The sequence below is a fragment of the Halomonas sp. I5-271120 genome, assembly GCF_030553075.1.
Taxonomy (GTDB): domain Bacteria; phylum Pseudomonadota; class Gammaproteobacteria; order Pseudomonadales; family Halomonadaceae; genus Onishia; species Onishia taeanensis_A.
The window spans coordinates 847,293-864,281 of the sequence record NZ_CP130701.1; the positions used below are offsets into that span (position 1 = coordinate 847,293).

At 64.3% G+C, this 16,989-nt stretch carries 14 protein-coding genes and 1 pseudogene; 4 read left to right on the plus strand and 11 right to left on the minus strand.

Features of this window, described 5'->3' with window-relative positions; genetic code table 11:
* Nucleotides 1–70: 70 nt before the first annotated feature.
* The 3 genes and pseudogenes from atpD to Q2K57_RS03730 all read right to left on the minus strand — a co-directional run.
* Nucleotides 71–1,426: pseudogene (gene atpD / locus Q2K57_RS03720) on the minus strand (F0F1 ATP synthase subunit beta); the annotation flags it as partial.
* Between the two features lie 83 nt (nucleotides 1,427–1,509).
* Entirely contained in the window at nucleotides 1,510–1,833 is a 324-nt protein-coding gene (locus Q2K57_RS03725) for a chaperone modulator CbpM (RefSeq protein WP_112054041.1), read from the minus strand.
* Complete coding sequence (locus Q2K57_RS03730; protein WP_258395993.1) at nucleotides 1,820–2,803, minus strand: DnaJ C-terminal domain-containing protein; 984 nt, start codon at nucleotides 2,801–2,803, stop codon at nucleotides 1,820–1,822. The genes Q2K57_RS03725 and Q2K57_RS03730 overlap by 14 nt, the downstream gene beginning before the upstream one ends.
* A 411-nt stretch (nucleotides 2,804–3,214) precedes the next feature.
* On the opposite strand from Q2K57_RS03730, the gene Q2K57_RS03735 reads away from it, so the two are divergent.
* A complete protein-coding gene (locus Q2K57_RS03735) occupies nucleotides 3,215–4,627 on the plus strand; it encodes a PhoH family protein (RefSeq protein ID WP_112054039.1) in 1,413 nt (470 codons plus the stop codon).
* Nucleotides 4,628–4,734: 107 nt separating this feature from the next.
* On the opposite strand, the gene Q2K57_RS03740 is transcribed toward Q2K57_RS03735, so the two are convergent.
* The 6 genes from Q2K57_RS03740 to Q2K57_RS03765 all read right to left on the minus strand — a co-directional run bounded on the left by Q2K57_RS03740 (nucleotide 4,735) and on the right by Q2K57_RS03765 (nucleotide 10,892).
* Nucleotides 4,735–4,956, minus strand: coding sequence for a hypothetical protein (locus tag Q2K57_RS03740; RefSeq protein WP_112054038.1), 222 nt, complete (start codon nucleotides 4,954–4,956; stop codon nucleotides 4,735–4,737).
* A 127-nt stretch (nucleotides 4,957–5,083) separates the two neighbouring features.
* Nucleotides 5,084–5,713, minus strand: a complete 630-nt coding sequence (locus tag Q2K57_RS03745; RefSeq protein ID WP_220086239.1) for a DUF938 domain-containing protein — start codon at nucleotides 5,711–5,713, stop codon at nucleotides 5,084–5,086.
* Between the two features lie 10 nt (nucleotides 5,714–5,723).
* On the minus strand, nucleotides 5,724–6,416 hold the full coding sequence (locus tag Q2K57_RS03750) for an alpha/beta hydrolase (RefSeq protein ID WP_304526132.1): 693 nt from the start codon (nucleotides 6,414–6,416) through the stop codon (nucleotides 5,724–5,726).
* Nucleotides 6,417–6,502: 86 nt separating this feature from the next.
* Nucleotides 6,503–8,272, minus strand: a complete 1,770-nt coding sequence (locus Q2K57_RS03755) for an SLC13 family permease (RefSeq protein WP_112054035.1) — start codon at nucleotides 8,270–8,272, stop codon at nucleotides 6,503–6,505.
* A 280-nt stretch (nucleotides 8,273–8,552) separates the two neighbouring features.
* Entirely contained in the window at nucleotides 8,553–8,759 is a 207-nt protein-coding gene (locus tag Q2K57_RS03760) for a cold-shock protein (RefSeq protein WP_092527699.1), read from the minus strand.
* A 162-nt stretch (nucleotides 8,760–8,921) separates the two neighbouring features.
* Nucleotides 8,922–10,892: a murein L,D-transpeptidase gene (locus tag Q2K57_RS03765; RefSeq protein WP_181463031.1), complete on the minus strand. Its 1,971-nt coding sequence runs from the start codon at nucleotides 10,890–10,892 to the stop codon at nucleotides 8,922–8,924.
* Between the two features lie 431 nt (nucleotides 10,893–11,323).
* On the opposite strand from Q2K57_RS03765, the gene Q2K57_RS03770 reads away from it, so the two are divergent.
* Together Q2K57_RS03770 and Q2K57_RS03775 are read left to right on the plus strand one after the other, a co-directional pair.
* Nucleotides 11,324–12,133, plus strand: coding sequence for a murein L,D-transpeptidase catalytic domain family protein (locus Q2K57_RS03770; RefSeq protein ID WP_258395991.1), 810 nt, complete (start codon nucleotides 11,324–11,326; stop codon nucleotides 12,131–12,133).
* Nucleotides 12,133–12,495, plus strand: coding sequence for a DUF6164 family protein (locus Q2K57_RS03775; RefSeq protein ID WP_112054032.1), 363 nt, complete (start codon nucleotides 12,133–12,135; stop codon nucleotides 12,493–12,495). Before Q2K57_RS03770 ends, Q2K57_RS03775 begins: the two co-directional genes overlap by 1 nt.
* On the opposite strand, the gene Q2K57_RS03780 is transcribed toward Q2K57_RS03775, so the two are convergent.
* Nucleotides 12,464–14,188, minus strand: a complete 1,725-nt coding sequence (locus Q2K57_RS03780; protein ID WP_112054031.1) for a GMC family oxidoreductase — start codon at nucleotides 14,186–14,188, stop codon at nucleotides 12,464–12,466. The genes Q2K57_RS03775 and Q2K57_RS03780 overlap by 32 nt on opposite strands.
* A gap of 7 nt (nucleotides 14,189–14,195) precedes the next feature.
* Nucleotides 14,196–15,707, minus strand: a complete 1,512-nt coding sequence (locus Q2K57_RS03785; RefSeq protein ID WP_112054030.1) for a CoA-acylating methylmalonate-semialdehyde dehydrogenase — start codon at nucleotides 15,705–15,707, stop codon at nucleotides 14,196–14,198.
* Nucleotides 15,708–15,901: 194 nt separating this feature from the next.
* On the opposite strand from Q2K57_RS03785, the gene Q2K57_RS03790 reads away from it, so the two are divergent.
* Nucleotides 15,902–16,807: a LysR family transcriptional regulator gene (locus Q2K57_RS03790; protein WP_112054029.1), complete on the plus strand. Its 906-nt coding sequence runs from the start codon at nucleotides 15,902–15,904 to the stop codon at nucleotides 16,805–16,807.
* The last annotated feature ends 182 nt before the right edge of the window (nucleotides 16,808–16,989 follow it).

A 16,989-nucleotide genomic window follows, 5' to 3' on the forward strand; every position in this document is an offset into this window, starting at 1 on the left:
TTTTTTCGCTGGCCTTGGCTTTGCCAGCGTTACCTCGGCCCGCGTCGTCAGCCTTGCGCTTGGCTTCATCGTCAGCCTTGAGCTTCACTTCATCGATGGCCCCGATCATGTAGAGGGCGCTTTCCGGCACGTTCTGGAACTCGTCGGCGAGAATCCGTTCACAGCCCTCCAAGGCATCGTCGAGGCTGACCAGGCGACCGCCAAGGCCGGTGAACTGCTCGGTGGTGAAGAACGGCTGGGTGAGGAAGCGCTCCAGGCGGCGGGCCCGGGCCACCACCTTTCGATCCTCCGGGGAGAGCTGTTCGAGGCCGAGCATGGCGATGATGTCCTTGAGCTCTGCGTACTGGGCGAGAGTCCGTCGAATTTCCTGGGCCAGCCGGTAGTGGCGCTCGCCGACGATGCCGGGGGTCGCCATCTTGGAGCTCGACTGCAGCGGGTCGATGGCCGGATACAGGCCTTCGCTGGCCCGCTTGCGCGACAGCACGATGGAAGCCGAGAGGTGCGAAAAGGTGTGTACCGCCGCCGGGTCGGTGAAGTCGTCCGCCGGTACATAGACCGCCTGGATCGAGGTGATGGCGCCGCTGTCGGTATTGGCGATTCGCTCCTCGAGCCCCGAGAGCTCGGTGCCCATGGTCGGCTGGTAGCCGAGCCGCGAGGGCATTTGGCCCATCAGCCCCGACACCTCGGCGCCGGCCTGGATGAAACGAAAGATATTGTCGATCAAGAGCAGCACGTCGCGATGCTCGTCGTCGCGGAAGTACTCGGCCATGGTCAGAGCCGCATGGCCGACCCGAAAACGCGCCCCGGGCGGTTCGTTCATCTGCGCGAACACCATCACCATGTTGGGCAGCACGCCGGCCTCCTTCATCTCCCGGTAGAGCTCTTCGCCCTCGCGACATCGCTCACCGATACCGCAGAACAGGCTGACGCCCTGCTGGGTGCCCACCATGTTGTGAATCATCTCGGTGAGCAGCACCGTCTTGCCGACCCCGGCGCCGCCGAACAGGCCCGCCTTGCCGCCGCGCTCCAGCGGCACCAGCACATCGATCAGCTTGATGCCGGTGGTGAAGATCGCCGACTGGGTCGAGCGGCGCGCCAGCGCAGGCGGCGCCCGGTGTACCGAGCGCCATTCGACCGGTTCCGGGGCAGGCAGGCGGTCGATGGGACGGCCGAATACATCGAACATTCGCGACAGGGTCTGGCGGCCGACCGGCGCCTTGAGCGGGCCGCCGCTGTCGATCACCGGCATGCCGCGGGCCAGCCCCTGGGTGGGCGTCAGGGCGATGCCGCGCAGGTGGTGGGCATCGAGCTGCACCAGCACCTCGATGACAATCTGCTGCTCGCTGCCGGCCCGCACGATGGTATGAATCGGCGGCAGCTGGTCGGCGAAACGCACTTCGACGACGCTACCGCGGACGGCGACCACGACCCCTCGGCTCCTCTCAGGAGAGGGGGCAGAATCACCCTCACCGCCGGGAGACGCCGCCGCGTCAGACGGCGACACCTGGCTCACGCTCTCCCCCTCGCGCGCAGCCGGGTTCGCAGCCGCTCGACCTCCTCGAGCAGGTCGGCGACCAGCGCGGCGAGCTCCGGTTCGGCCTCGAAGTCACGTTCGACCTGGCGCAGGCGCCGGGCCCGAGTCAGGTCTCGGCTGGTGAAACGCTGGCTGGTGAAGCGCTGACTGGTCACATAGCGACTGCCATCGGCCAACAGGCCGCTCTCGACCCGCTCGATGACCCAGTCGGCCTCCACCGCACAGGCACGAGCCAGCTCCTCGAGGGTCAGCGTGGACTCATCAATCAACTCGCCACGCACGGCTTTATCGTCTGCCATGACCAGCCCTCCTCGGATTGAAATCGAGCTCCCGTGCCATGGTGGCGTAGAGCTCGCGCGCCTTGTCGGTATCCGCTGGCGGCAGCACCACCGTAAGCTCCACATAGAGATCGCCCGGCTCCTGCCCGGGAATACCGCGCCCCTTGAGGCGCAGCCGACGCCCGCTTTGCGAGCCGGCAGGCACCTTGAGCCTGACCGGCCCCGCGGGCGTGGGTGTTTCGATGCTGGCTCCCAGCGCCGCCTCCCAGGGCGTCACCGGCACGCTGGCGTAGACATCGCGACCCTCGACGCGAAAGGCTGGATCGGGGTGGAAGTGGATTTCCAGAAACAGATCGCCCGGCGGCCCGCCGCCGATGCCCGGGCTGCCCTGCCCGGTCAGGCGAATGTGTTGGCCTTCCTTGACGCCCTTGGGAATCTTCACACTGAGGCTGTGTTGACGGGTCACCACCCGGCCCTGAGCATCCATTTCGGGCACCTGCAGGGTGATGGTGCGCGTCGCGCCCTGGTAGGCATCGGCGAGATCGATCATCACCTTGGCGTGGCGGTCCTCGCCGCGCATCCGGTAACCCTGGCCGCGCTGTTCGCGGCGCCCGGCCTGGCCAAACAGGTTGGCAAAGAAGTCGCTGAACTCGTCCGCCTCGGCCCCCTCGAAACCGCGGCCGGTGAACTCGAAGCCCGCATCCCAGTCCGGTGGCGGCCTGAAATCCTGACCGGCCCGATAGTCCTGGCCCAGCTGGTCATAGGCAGCGCGCTTCTCAGGGTCGCTGAGGACTTCCTTGGCCTCATTGATCGCCTGCATGCGCGCTTCGGCATCCGGCTCCTTGCTGACATCGGGATGATACTTGCGGGCCAGCTTGCGGTAGGCCTTCTTGACCTCCTCGGCGGTGGCGGTCTTTGCCACCCCGAGCGTCTGGTAGTAATCCTTGAATTCCAACTGGCCGGGCTCCGGGCAAGCGTGGCGGCGTGCCACGAATGAACGCCGATGCTTAAAAGCTAGTTGAAAACGTCACGCTCGGAGAATGATATGGCTCAAGTCTTGGCGACTTATTTCGCCGATGGCGAGGCGAAACGACAAGGCACTCAAGAGGCTGGTCGCCATGACAGCGATGGGGTAGGTTAATGAATAATGCACTGCACAACTGAGCGAAGCGTCAGGCAAATGCTTACGTCGCCACAGCGTGAAAGGGATCGGATTGGCGAATCGCGTGCACTGCGTTCATGCTAAAGCTATCGGGTAACGTCCACCCAGCGACAGGAGGCATCAAGAGACCGCAAGGACAGGAGAAGCGACACCGGCCGAGATCAGGTTTGAACTGTCATGCCCTCGTAAGGGCCCACTGCCAGTGTCGGAACTGCCGTTAACCAAGGAGTGTTCCTGCCGATGGTACGAATCGACAAGAAAGCCACCAGGCTTTACGTGTTAGACACCAACGTCCTGATTCATGATCCTGCCGCCCTTTATCAGTTCGAAGAGCACGATGTGGTCATTCCCATGACCGTGCTGGAGGAACTCGACAAGCACAAGAACGGCATTCGCGAGATCGCCCGTACCGCCCGTCAAGTCAGCCGCACCCTCTCCGATATCACCAGCCAGGTCAGCTTCGATGAGATCCAGGCCGGCATCCCGATTCCCGGCTCCATCGGCGTCACCGGACGCCTGCGCTTCCTCTGCTATAACGACCTGAAACCGTTGGACAACCTGGAAGACAGTCCGGACAACCGTATCCTCGCCGAAACCTGTCGGCTGCGCGATGACCGCCCGGATGCCTCGGTGATTCTGGTCACCAAGGACATCAACCTTCGCGTCAAGGCCGCCGCCCTCAAGGTACCGGTAGAAGACTATCTCAACGACCGCGCTTTCTCTGACCAGGACGTCATGAGCGAGGGCGCAAAGGTATACCCGGACGCCGGCGAGCATGGCGTGGGGCTATGGGAAGCGCTCAATGTCGAGGTCAAGGTCGAGCGAGCCGACCACCACACCTACTACAAGCTGAGCGGCGAAATGCCCAGTGACTGGCACGTCGGCATGCTGGTCTCTGACTGCGAAAACGGCGCCAACTTCGAAGCCATCATCCGCGAGCTGAGCCCGAACAGCGCGCGGCTGCAGCTACTCTCCAACTACCGCCACCACGCCGGCGTGTGGGGCGTGCACGCCCACGACAGCCGTCAGAACTTCACCCTCAACCTGCTGATGGACCCGGATATCGACCTGGTGACCATTGCCGGCAACGCGGGCACCGGCAAGACCTTCATGACGCTGGCGGCAGCGCTCCAGCAGACGCTGGACATGAAGGGCTTCGAGCGCATCGTCTTCACTCGGGCGCCGATCCCCATGGGCGAAGACATCGGCTTTTTGCCCGGCACCGAGGAAGAGAAGATGTCGCCCTGGATGGGCGCCTTCCATGACAACATGGACAACCTGCTGCGCGACGAGAAAGACGGCTCATCGAGCTGGAACAATGACGCCACCCGGTCGCTGATCGGCTCGCGGGTACAGATCCGCTCGCCAGGCTTCATGCGCGGCCGCACCCTCAATGACACCTTCCTGATCATCGACGAGGCGCAGAACTTTACCCCCAAACAGTTGAAAGCCCTGATCACCCGCGCCGGGCGCAACACCAAGATCGTCTGTCTGGGCAACGTCGGCCAGATCGACACTCCCTACCTCACCGCCAACACCTGCGGCATGGCGGCGGTGGTGCAGAACTTCCGCGACTGGCCCCATGCCGGCCATATCACGCTGAGAAGCGTCGAGCGCTCGCGGCTGGCCCTGGCGGGTGAGGAACTGCTGTAGCCCGCCAGATCATCAGCCTCTGCAAGCAAAGACGCCCGCCATCAGGCGGGCGTCTTGCGTAGCGTGTCTTGCACGTCATCCTTGATCGAGCGCGGCTACCGACCGGCTCAGCGCTGGCGGTTGGCGGCTTCCTCGAGCAGCGCTTCACTCTCGCTGCCCGCGCCCTTGCGAATGATCTCCTGGGCCTCGTGGTAGAGGCACACATGAGTATTGCAGGAGGCACAGAACACCTTGTCGTCAGGATTGTGCACCTGAGATACACGCATGCGGTGGCTTGAGCAGTTGGGGCAACCGACCGGCAGGCGGAAGTCTTCGGATAGATCGGGCATGCATGTCTCCTGAGAAGATCTGGTGATGTTCTGGATAAATCATCTGGGCAATCGGCCGAGAGTTCAAGCGGGCCCTGTCTTATCAAACACTGGCGACCCTACGATCTTCCCTGGTGCCAGGCATTGCCTAGCGCTTGCGTAAGACCACGCTCAGGTTATTGGCCGGCATCTCGACCACCTTCTCGAGCGACAATCCCTCGGCCTGTGCGCAGGCCATCACCGCCTCCAGATTGCGAATTCCCCATCGTGGGTCTCGTGCCCGCAGCGAGGCATCGAAGGCTTCGTTGCTGGGAGCGGTGTGCTGGCCGCCGCGACGGAAAGGGCCATAGAGGAAGAGCAGACCACCCGACGGCAGCCGCGCACCGGCCTCGCCCATCAGCGCCTCGGTGACCGCCCAGGGCGAGATGTGAGCGAGATTGATCGCTACCAGCGCATGGATTTCCTCCAGCGGCCAAGGCCGGCGTGTCGCATCCAATGCCACCGGCTCAGCCAGATTGGCGGGGCCCTGCGCTGACCGCCAGGCCCGAATCGAGGCAATCGCCTCCGGGCTCGGGTCGCTCGGCTGCCAGTCGAGCCAGGGCAGCGCCCGGGAGAAGTACAGCGCATGCTCGCCGCTACCGCTGGCCAGTTCCAGCACGCGCAGGCGATCGCCGCCGCACGCGCTCAGGGCCGCGTGGAGCGCAGGCTCCAGCACGTCAAGAATCGGTGCGCGGTTGCGCGCCACTGCCGGACTCGAAAGACGAGGATCAGGGTGCATCGCGGCTCCTTCAGCTCTTGGCCGGCTCATTGACGCCGTCGCCCAGGCGCTCACCTAGCCAGGTACTGATCTGGGCGATCTGCTGCGGGCAGATCGCATGCTGCATCGGATAACTGCGATAGGTCAGCGGGTGCCCCATGGCCTCGGCGCGCTTGGCGCCTTCGCGCCCCAGGGACTCCGGCACCACCGGGTCGAAGGTACCGTGATGCACCTCGATGGGCAGGTCCCGGTTGGCGTCACTGGGCACGATGGAGTCCGCCGTCGCGAAGTAGGTCGACAGCGCCAGCAGGCCACCAAGGGGCTGTGGATAGGTCAGCGCCGCTTCATAGGCCACGGCGCCGCCCTGGGAGAAACCGGCCAGGATGATATGGCGGCTGTCGATGCCACGAGCGATCTCGGCATCGATCAGTTCATGCACACGCTGGGCAGAGACGCGCAGCTGGTTCTCGTCGACCCGGCGGCCAAGATTCATCTCGAGGATGTCGTACCAGGCGGGCATCTGCATGCCGCCGTTGACGGTGACCGGCAGACGGGGCGCATGGGGCAGCACCGTGCGCAGCGATACGCTATCGGGCAGCGTGAAAGCCGGCACGATCGGTGCCAGGTCATTACCGTCGGCGCCCAGGCCGTGTAGGAGGATGAGGCTGGCATTGGCCGGGCGACCGCCGGCGGGTTCGATTACGCGCTCATTGGAAGTGCTCATCAGGCGGCTCCTTGCAGGAAAAACGTTGCCGTTACCCTACCCCAGCCGCCTCGCCACGGCGAGCGCGGACCTTTTCCAAATAGAACCTAGAAGGACCAGATCTGAGGGATCAGCCCCAGCGCCACCGCCGCGGTGATCAGGTTGAGCGGCCCGCCGACCCGCAGATAGTCGCGGAAGCGATAACCGCCGGGCCCATAGACCATCAGGTTGGTCTGATAGCCGATCGGGGTGATGAAACTCGCCGAGGCGGCGAACATCACCGCGATCACATAGGGCATGGGGCTCACGCCCAGGTTCTCGGCGGCCGCAGTGACGATAGGGAAGGTAATCACCGCCGCCGCATTGTTGGTGACCAGCGCGGTAAGCAAGGCCACCAGCACGTAGACGCCAACCAGCAGCAGCCAAGGACTGGCATCCACCACCCCCAGCGCGGAACTGGCCAGCGCCGTCGCAGCGCCGGAGCTCTCAAGAGCCGCGCCGAGGCCAAAGGAGGCCGCGATGGTCAGCAGCACCTGGGTGTCCATGCCACGCTTGGCGGCACCCACCGAGCAGCAGCCGGTGATCACGGCCAGCGCGGCACCCAGCATCGCCGCGTTGAGCATGCTCATCACGCCGAAGGTCGCCAACACCACCACGCCTCCCAAGATGCTCCAGGCGAGCCAGGCCTTCTCGTGCACCGGCCGCGCTTGGCCGTTGACCTGGCTGATCAGCAGGAAATCGCGAGACTGGCGGTGACGCTCGATGAACGGCGGGCGTGCCTCGAGCAGCAGCACGTCGGCGGGTTGCAGGCGAATCTGGCCCAGGTTGCCGGCGACTCGCTCGCCACCGCGACAAACCGCCAAGACGGCCGCGCCATAGAGGGTGCGAAAGTGACCCTCGCGGATGCGCTGACCAACGAACTGGCACTGATCGGAGACCACCACCTCGACCAGCCGGCGCTCCTTGTAATCCTTCTCGAGACTCAGCTCACCCTGCCGCGATGGCATCAGCCCCCGGATCTGCTGCAGCTCCACCGCGCCTGCCGAGGTGCCGGCAAACACCAGCCGGTCGTTGCCCTTGAGCATCTCCCCCGGGCCCACCACGCTGACCACGTTGCCGCCGCGCTCGATCTCGACCAGGAACAGGTCTTCCAGGTGACGCAGCCCCGCCTGCTCGACGCTCTTGTCGACCAGCGGCCCTTCGGGGTCGACCTCCATCTCGATGGTGAACTCTCGCGGATTCTCGAAGGCCTGAGCGGTACCACCGCCCCGCGGCAGCAGGTGCCGCCCCACCAGTGCCAGGTAGAGCACGCCGGTCATCGCCATGGGCACCCCCACCCAGGCGATGTCGAAGAGCCCCAGGCTCAGCTGTGGATAGCGTTCGCCGAGCAAGCCGTTGACCACCAGGTTCGTGCTGGTGCCGAGCAGCGATACGGTACCGCCAAGAATGGAGGCAAAACTCAGCGGCATCAGGAAGCGCGAGGCCGGCTGGCGGATGCGTCGACTCCAGCCCAGCACCGCCGGAATATAGGTCGCGACCACCGGCGTATTGTTGAGAAAGCCGCTCATGGTGGCCACCGGCACCAGCAGCCGCCACTGGGCCGCAGCTTCACTGCGAGGCCGGCCCAGGCCATGGCGGATGATCAGATCAATGCCGCCGGTCTCGCGGATGCTGGCCACCAGCACATACATGAAGGCCACCGTGAACAGGCCACTGCTTGAGAACCCCGCCAGCGCCTGATCGGGGCCGATCACACCGAAGGTCATCAGCACCACGACCGCACCCAAAAGAATCATGTCGGTGCCGATCCGGGTCAGCGCCATCATCGGAAAGACGGCAACCACCACGGCAACGGCAAGCCAGGCATCCAAAGACATCGACCACCCACCAGAAAAACCGAAAGTGGCCTATTGTGACCTGTCGCGAATATAGCGAAAAGTTATTTGTAGAAATTTCGTTATTCCAAAATCCCAGATTGAGAGAGGGACGCGGCAATGCAGAAATGAACGCAAAAAAGTAGGAAAGCGGCGAGGACAGGAGGTAGGAGAGAAGCCGGCGAGGGGTTGCCGGGCGCTGAAACGCACAAGGCCCGCCGGAGGCGGGCCTTGTGGAGGCTACAGGCTAGCGAACCAGCTGTAGCGCATCAGGGTCGACGATTCAGTCGATGACCTTGATGTTGGAAGCCTGGAGGCCTTTCTTGCCCTGAGTGACGTCGAAGGAAACCTTCTGGCCGTCTTGCAGGGTCTTGAAGCCGTCAGCCTGAATCTCGGAGAAGTGCGCGAACAGGTCGTCGCCGTTATCTTCCGGAGAAATGAAGCCGTAGCCCTTGGTGTCGTTGAACCACTTAACTGTGCCAGTTGCCATTGTCGAAGTCCTCGAATAGCTGATAGTGAACCGGGAATTACCCGAAGTGAGTGGGCAAAACAAGTACGATATTCACCAGACTACCGAAGCGCTTACAACGAATTCGGGTGCTACTGACGAAATGCATCTTGCCAACCAACTGATCGAACTATGCATGCGCGGTCAGGGCGCGTCAAACAAATTTTCACCCCCTTTTTCAACCAGTGCAGCGAGCACTGTAGCGTCCCGTTCATAGACATCTGGGCGGAAGATCAAACGCCCATCAGCAGCGGGCTGAACGGTCGAATAAAACAGGAACACAGGCACCGGCACGCGCAGCCTAACGTTGTGGGTGTCCGTCCTCTGGAGCGCACGGCTGAGCCTGGCGGCACCGTCAGGTTCATCCGGTGAGGCGCGATCATCTTCGAACAATAGCTGCACCAGCTCCAGCACGCCCTCGACGCGAATGCAGCCCGAACTGAAGGAGCGCTGGGCACGATCGAAAAGCGAACGCGACGGGGTGTCGTGCAGGTACACCAGATGGCGGTTGGGAAAACGGATCACCACATCGCCAAGGGGATTCGACGGCCCGGCCCGCTGCTGAATCTTGATGGGCCCCGGCCGCCACCAGTCGACCTGCCAGGGGTCGAGTGGCCAGCCTTGGCGATCCAGCACGCGCATGTCATGGCGCACCAGATAAAAGGGGTCGCGCCGAACGGCAGGCAGTACGTCCTCACGCAGGATGGTTGGCGGCACGGTCCAGGTGGGATGGAAGGTCATGTGGGTAATCGCCGAGCGCAGAGTCGGCGTGCGCCGATAAGGCCGCCCGACCACCACTCGGGACTGCCAGGTCGGCTGGCCCGGCCGCACGTAGCTCACCTCATAACCCGCGATATCGACCAGCACATAGCGCTCGGGCAAGGCATGGGAAAGCCAGCGCAGTCGCTCGAGATTGAGACGAATCTGATCGACGCGCTCGGCCACGCTGACGCTCAGCGCCGTCCAGGTCCGCGGGCCGACCACCCCATCCACCTCCAGTAGGTGCTCATGCTGGAAACGCTCCACGGCAGCCACCAGCCGCGCATCATAGATCTGGTCAGCGCTAGAGCCCGATGCGAGGCCAGGCTCGGGAACAGCGTCCTGGGTGGCCCCCAAACCCGACGCCGATGCCGTGGGCGTGAGATCCGGCATCAGCAGCTCAAGATCCCCCAGCGCCGCCAGCCGGCGCCGCAGGGCAATCACCTCCAGCGCACGATCGCCGGGGCGCAGCACGCCTGTGAGCGACGCCAGCGGTATCCAGCCCCCCGCGGCCTGCAACGTGCGATAGCGAGCCAGCCCCTGGCGCAACTGCCGGTAGGCCGTCTGATGCGGGCGTACCTGCTCAAGCGCTGCGGCGGGATCGCCATTCGCCACCGCGCTGGCGATCGCCGCCCAGTCCGGCGCGAAGTCCGGCAGCGGAATTTCCCACTCCGCATCGGTGCGCACAGGATCGACTTTACCCAGATACAGGTGCCTGAGCGCCAGCACCAGCCGCTGAGTGGCGGCGAGCTCGAATCGCCAGCGGGCAACCTCGCTGGTGCTCTCCCCAAGAGATGTCACATCAATGGGGTCACGGTAAGCGGCCAGCAGCGCCGCCGTCGAATAATCCGCGACGACCAGGCCATCGGCGTCGAGTCCTTCAAGCGCCGATGTCAGCGCCTCGACCCGCGCCTGGTCTGCCCAGGCCTGTCGAAAGCCGAAGACCTCGTAGAAGCTCAGCAGATCACTGCCGTGGGTAAGGGGCTGGCTGGCGGCACGCACGTAAGCCTCGAAAGGCGTCGCAAGTGCAGTGGGCGCCGATGAAGAACCGGGCGCCGCTTCTGGAGCGGGCGGTTCCTCCACCTCGACACCCACCTCGGCAGGCGATTCACTGCCTGTCCCCTCGACGGTTGCGGCCTGGCCAGTTCGGGCCTCAGAGGGAACCGTTTCAGAGGGCAAGGTCTCTGAAACCCTGGTGTGTAACAATACGGTCTCGGCGGAAATGGTCTCGGCGGAAACAGCCTCGACCTGAGCCCAGGCGCCAGAAGCGGCGCAGGTCAGCCCCAGTACCAGCAGGCACGGCCCCAGCACCCGCCGAGGAAGCCGGTGGCCGGGCCTGTCGATGACGTTTCCCATGGATCGCTCTCCCACCTTATTGCTGTCTTTGTTGCATGACGACATTCACCGCTTGTCGTCGCTGATATGACGACGGTGGCCATGAGCGCAGCGATCACCCTGGCAGGGCCTTGACCCGCCGACGCTTGTTCAGCGTTTGGCGATGACCTTCCCTGTTGTCATAATAGCCGCTGTCTACGTGGAGGCCCCATTACAGGGCCTTTTTCCTAATGTAAGGATTCATCACCCACCGGCTATGCCGCCTGTGGAAGGAGCCTTTTTCCATGCCGACGAGCCCGCCTCGCCAGCTCCATGGACGTCACCCGTTGTTTCCCTCCACCCTGCGCTTCCCTCTTAGCTCCCCTCTGTGCCCTGCTCTGAGCCTTTTCAGAAAGGGGCTCTCCGAACCGCTTCTTGCCGAACAGAGTGTGGCCAAACGGGGCCTTGCTAAGTTGAGTCTTGCGAAACGAAGTCTGGCCAAGCTAGGCATTGCCACGCTGAGTCTTGCCACGCTGGGGCCGGCGGCGCCCGCCCTGGCCCAGCCATTCTCTCAGCAGCCCTCTCAGCCAGTCTCTCAACCACAGTCTCAGCCGCTTCCCCAGACGCTCGAACAGTTGGCTCCCGAGGCCTCGCCCAGGGTGCTGGAGCTTGCGGCTCAGGCGCTCAATTGCGCCGACCCCGACGCCAAGCGGCTGGCGGTCATCGACTTCTCGCGTTCGGCCAACAAAAAGCGCCTGTGGGTCTTCGATCTCCAGCAGCAACGGCTGCTGTTCAAGGAACTGGTGTCCCATGGCCAGGGTACTGGCCAGGAATTTGCCCGGGCCTTTTCCAATACGCCGGACAGCCATCAGTCGAGCCTGGGGCTCTTCCGCACCAAGCAGAGCTATACCGGCAGCAACGGCTACTCCCTGCGCTTGGAAGGCTTGGAACCCGGCATCAACGACCGGGCCTATGAACGGGCGATCGTCATGCACGGCGCCGATTACGTGAGCGAGGACTTCATCGAGGCCAATGGCCGCCTGGGTCGCAGCTGGGGCTGCCCAGCAGTGCCGAGCGACGTGGCCAAGCCGCTGATCGACAGCCTCGAGGACAACCAGTATCTGTTCGCCTACTATCCGGACCAGCAGTGGCTTGAAAACTCCGAGTTCCTGGCCTGCCAGTCCAGAAAGGGACAGAGAAACGTGGTGCTCAGCAAGGCCGTGGATACCGGCGAGCGGACAGTGGTCATGCAGCACGATGGCGGCCAGGGGGGCGACAGCTGATGGCCGCCCTACTCTTCCACCTGCGAGACGTGCCTGAAGAAGAGGCCCAAGAGGTGCGTGAGCTGCTCGCCGAGCATGATCTCGAGTTCTACGAGACCGAAGCGGGCCGCTGGAAGCTCTCCGTACCGGCCCTGTGGCTGATCGATGAATCGCGCCTCGAAGAGGCCCGCAGCCTGGTCGACGCCTACCAGCAGTCCCTCTATGAGCGGGTGCACCGGGAGTACGCCGAGGCTCACGAGCGGGGCGAGACGCCTGGGGTGTGGGACAGGGTGCGCCAGCACCCCGCGGCCGTGCTGGTCACCCTGATCGCGCTGGGCCTGCTGCTGGGCCTCAGCCTGCTGCCGTTTTTTCTGACGTTCTAGACTCCAGCGCCGGGCGTGAGTGCTGCTCGGCGAGAATCCAACTGGCGGCCTTCTCGGCGATCATCAGGGTCGGCGAGTTGGTATTGCCGCTGGTGATGGTCGGCATCACGCTGGCGTCTACCACTCTGAGCCCTTTCACGCCCCGCACCCGTAGATGGGAGTCGACCACCGCCATCGGATCATCCGCCGCGCCCATGCGAGCGGTGCCGACCGGATGGAAGATGGTGGTGCCGATCTCGCCGGCGAGACGAGTCAGATCCTCATCGCTCTGGTACTCGGTGCCCGGCTTCACCTCCTGCGGGTGATACTTGGCGAAGGCCGGCTGGGCGGCGATCTCCCGCGTCACCCGCAGCGAGTCCGCCGCCACCTTGCGATCCTCCGGGGTGCTGAGATAGTTAGGCGCGATGGCCGGCGCCTCGCGCGCATCAGGGCTCTTGATGCGCACCGTGCCACGGCTGGTCGGATTCAGGTTGCAGACACTCGCCGTGATCGCCGGAAAATCATGCAGCGGCTGGCCGAAGGCCTCCAGGCTCAGTGGTTGGACGTGGTACTGGATGTTGGGGTGCGGCTGATCCTTCGAGCTGCGGGTAAAGGCACACAGCTGCGAAGGCGCCATGCTCATCGGCCCGGAGCGCTTTAGCAGGTACTCGAGACCGATACGGGCCTTGCCGAACAGCGAGTTGGCCATGGTGTTGAGCGTATTGGCCCCCTCCACCCGATACACCGCACGAATCTGCAGATGATCCTGAAGGTTCTCGCCGACCCCGGGCAGGTCTTTCACCACCGGCACATCATGAGCCTCGAGCAGCGCTCGCGGGCCCACCCCCGATACCTGCAGCAGCTGAGGCGAGCCGATGGCGCCGGCCGATAGAATCACCTCGCGGCGAGCCGTCACCCTGAGCGTCTCGCCTCCGCGCAGTACCTCCACGCCCTGGCAGTGCGGTTTCTCTCGCCCCCTGGCCTCGCCGTCGGTCGCCTGGTCGAAGGTCAGGCGCATCACCTGAGTGTCATGCCACAGGGTGAAGTTATCGCGCTGGGTGCAGGTGGGGCGCAGGAAGGCCTTGGCGGCATTCCAGCGCCAACCCTTGCGCTGATTGACGTCGAAATAGTTGACGCCCTCGTTGTCGCCGCGATTGAAGTCGCTGGTGGCGGGAATCCCCGCCTCTTGGGCGGCTTTGGCGAAATCGTCGAGCACCTGCCACTTGAGGCGCTGGCGTTCGACCCGCCACTCGCCGCCGTGGCCGTGGTAATGAGCGGCATCACCGTCAACGTCCGCCGACGCCTCATCCCGCCGATAGTTGTCCTCATGGCGCATGAAGGCCGGCAGGCAGTTATCCCAGCGCCAGTCATCGTCGCCGGTGACCTCGGCCCAGTGGTCATAATCCCGGGCCTGGCCGCGCATGTAGAGCATGCCGTTGATGCTCGAGCAACCGCCCAGAGTCTTGCCCCGGGGGTAGAGCAGCTGGCGGCCATTCAGGCCCTCGGTCGGCTCGGTGCGAAAGCGCCAATCGGTGCGCGGATTGTCGATGCAGTACAGATAGCCGATGGGGATATGGATCCAGTGGTAATTATCCTTGCCCCCCGCCTCGATCAACAGCACCCGGTTACCCGAGTCGGCGCTCAGCCGGTTGGCGAGCAGACAGCCCGCCGTCCCGGCCCCAATGATGATGTAGTCGAACTCATGAGCTGACATAGCGACCTCACTTCGCGGTAGGCATCACGAACTCGGCGCCGCCGGCGATGGAATCCGACCAGCGCTGCATGATCGACTTCTGCTTGGTATAGAAGCGCACGCCTTCCTCGCCGTAGGCATGGGTATCGCCGAACAGCGAGCGCTTCCAGCCACCGAAACCGTGCCAGGCCATCGGCACCGGAATCGGCACGTTGATGCCGACCATGCCGACCTGGATGCGGCGGCCAAATTCGCGGGCCACGCTGCCGCTCTCGGTGAAGCAGCTGACGCCGTTGCCGAACTCGTGATCGTTGATCAGCTGGATCGCCGTGGCCACGTCCGGCACCCGCACGCAGACCAGCACCGGGCCGAAGATCTCTTCGCGATAAATGGTCATTTCCGGGCTGACGTGATCGAACAGCGTGCCGCCCATCCAGAAACCGTCGGCACAGCCCTCGCCGGTGGTGCTGCTGTCGAAGTCGCGGCCGTCCACCACCAACTTGGCACCTTCGCTCACCCCCTGTTCGATATAGCCGATGATGCGCTGGTGAGCCGCGGCGCTGACGATGGGCCCCATCTCGGCCTTGCCGTCGAGACCGTTGCTGACCTGCAGCGTTCGGGCGCGCTCGGCCAGTCGCGGCACCAGCTCATCGCCCACGTCGCCGACCAGCACCGCCACGCTGATCGCCATGCAGCGCTCGCCGGCCGAGCCGTAGGCCGCGCCGATCAGCGCATCCACTGCCTTGTCCAGATTGGCGTCGGGCATCACCACCATGTGGTTCTTGGCCCCGCCCAGCGCCTGGACCCGCTTGCCGAAGTGCGCACCGGTTTCATAGATATAGTTGGCGATCGGGGTCGAGCCGACGAAGCTCAGGGCCTTAACGTCCGGATGCTCAAGCAGGGCATCGACCGCTTCCTTGTCGCCCTGCACCACGTTGAAGACACCATCGGGCAGCCCGGCCTGCTCGAGCAGGTCGGCGATCATCAGCGAAGCGCTGGGGTCGGTGGGGCTTGGCTTCAGGATGAAGGTGTTGCCGGTGGCGATGGCCAGCGGGAACATCCACATCGGCACCATCACCGGGAAGTTGAACGGCGTGATGCCGGCGACCACCCCCAGCGGCTGACGCACGGTCCAGTTATCGATGCCGGTGCTGACCTGCTCGGTGAAATCGCCCTTGAGCAGCTGCGGCACCCCGCAGGCAAATTCGACGATATCGATGCCGCGGGCCACTTCGCCCTGGGCATCGTCGAACACCTTGCCGTGCTCCAGGGTAATGGCACGCGCCAGATCATCCTTGTGGGCGTTGAGCAATTCGAGGAAGCGGAACAGCACCCGGGCGCGGCGAATCGGCGGCGTATCGGCCCAGGCCGGGAAGGCCTTGCTGGCCGCATCCACGGCGCTATCGACGTCGCTGCGCTGGGCCAGCACCACGCGCCCCGTCACCTGCCCGGTGGCGGGATTGGTGACGTCCTGGTGCCGGGAGGAGTCGCCGCTGCTGATATGGCCATTGATATAATGTTCGATGCGCTCGGTGCTCATGTCGGCCTCTTGTTTTGTTGCACTGCAGTGTCCATATTGGCCGAGAAGTCCCGACCCAGAGCCTCAAACCTAGCGCACCGGAGCGGGGAATCAATTGAGAAAGGCAAAAGGGGGATATAATATTTTCTTATATTCCTGGACCTACCCGATGAGGGGCTCAAGACCCAGGACTAAGGTCTAAGGAGAACGACCCGATGCGCGACATAAAGGCGCTGCGTGCCTTCGTGGCCGTGGCCCACCAGGGCAGCGTGTCACGGGCCGCCGAGGCGCTGCACCTCACCCAGCCGGCCGTCAGTCTCAAGATCAAACAGCTGCAGGAGGCGTTGGGGCTCAACCTCTTTCACCGCCAAGCCCAGGGCCTGGCCCTCAGCGCCGATGGCCATGCTCTGCTGCCGGCCGCCGAGGCCGCACTGGCGTCACTTCAGGCCTTCGACCTCAGCGCCCAATCGATGCATGACACCCTGCGCGGGCGTCTGCGCATCGGCACCATCGTCGACCCGGAGTTCATTCGTCTGGGCGCCTTGATGCATCAGTTGATGCAGCGTGCCCCGCAGGTGGATACCGAACTGCATCACGGCATGAGCGGCAGCACTCTAGAGCGCCTGCTGCGCCGCGAGCTAGACGTCGGCTTCTTCCTCGGCCCACCCGGCCAGCCGCCACCGATTGAAGACGGCGCGCCGGCCGTTGAGCTTCTCGAGCTGACCCACTTCGACTATCACGTCATCGCACCGGCCGGCTGGTCATCGCGACTAACCCGGACCGACTGGCCGAGCCTCGCCGCCCTGCCCTGGATCGTCACCCCCACGGCCTCGGCTCACCACCGGCTGCTGAGCGAACGGCTCGCACCGCTAGGGCTGACGCCACGGCGAGTCGCCCAGGTCGACCAGGAGGCCTGCATGCTCGACCTGGTGCGAGCTGGCGTCGGCCTGGCCCTGGCGCGGGACACCCTGGCCCTGCAGGAGCGCCAGGAACGCGGCCTGGTGATCGCCGATGGAGTTCGCCTGCCCTGTGCACTGAGCTTCGCCTGGCTCAAGGAGCGACGCGACGAGCCGGTCATCGCCGCCGTGCGCGACGCGCTGGTCGACATCTGGGCCCGCTAGTCGGCCGCGGCATCGACGGCGCCGCCCTCGAGGGCCACAGCATTGACAGCGCCCAGGTCGCCGCGTGCAATACCTTGAGTTTTCTCCCGCCGAACGGCGCCCACTAACATAGCCCAACTACCATCTATCGCCCAACTACCATCGCTCACTAACATTGCCACGAACATCACCCACGCACACCG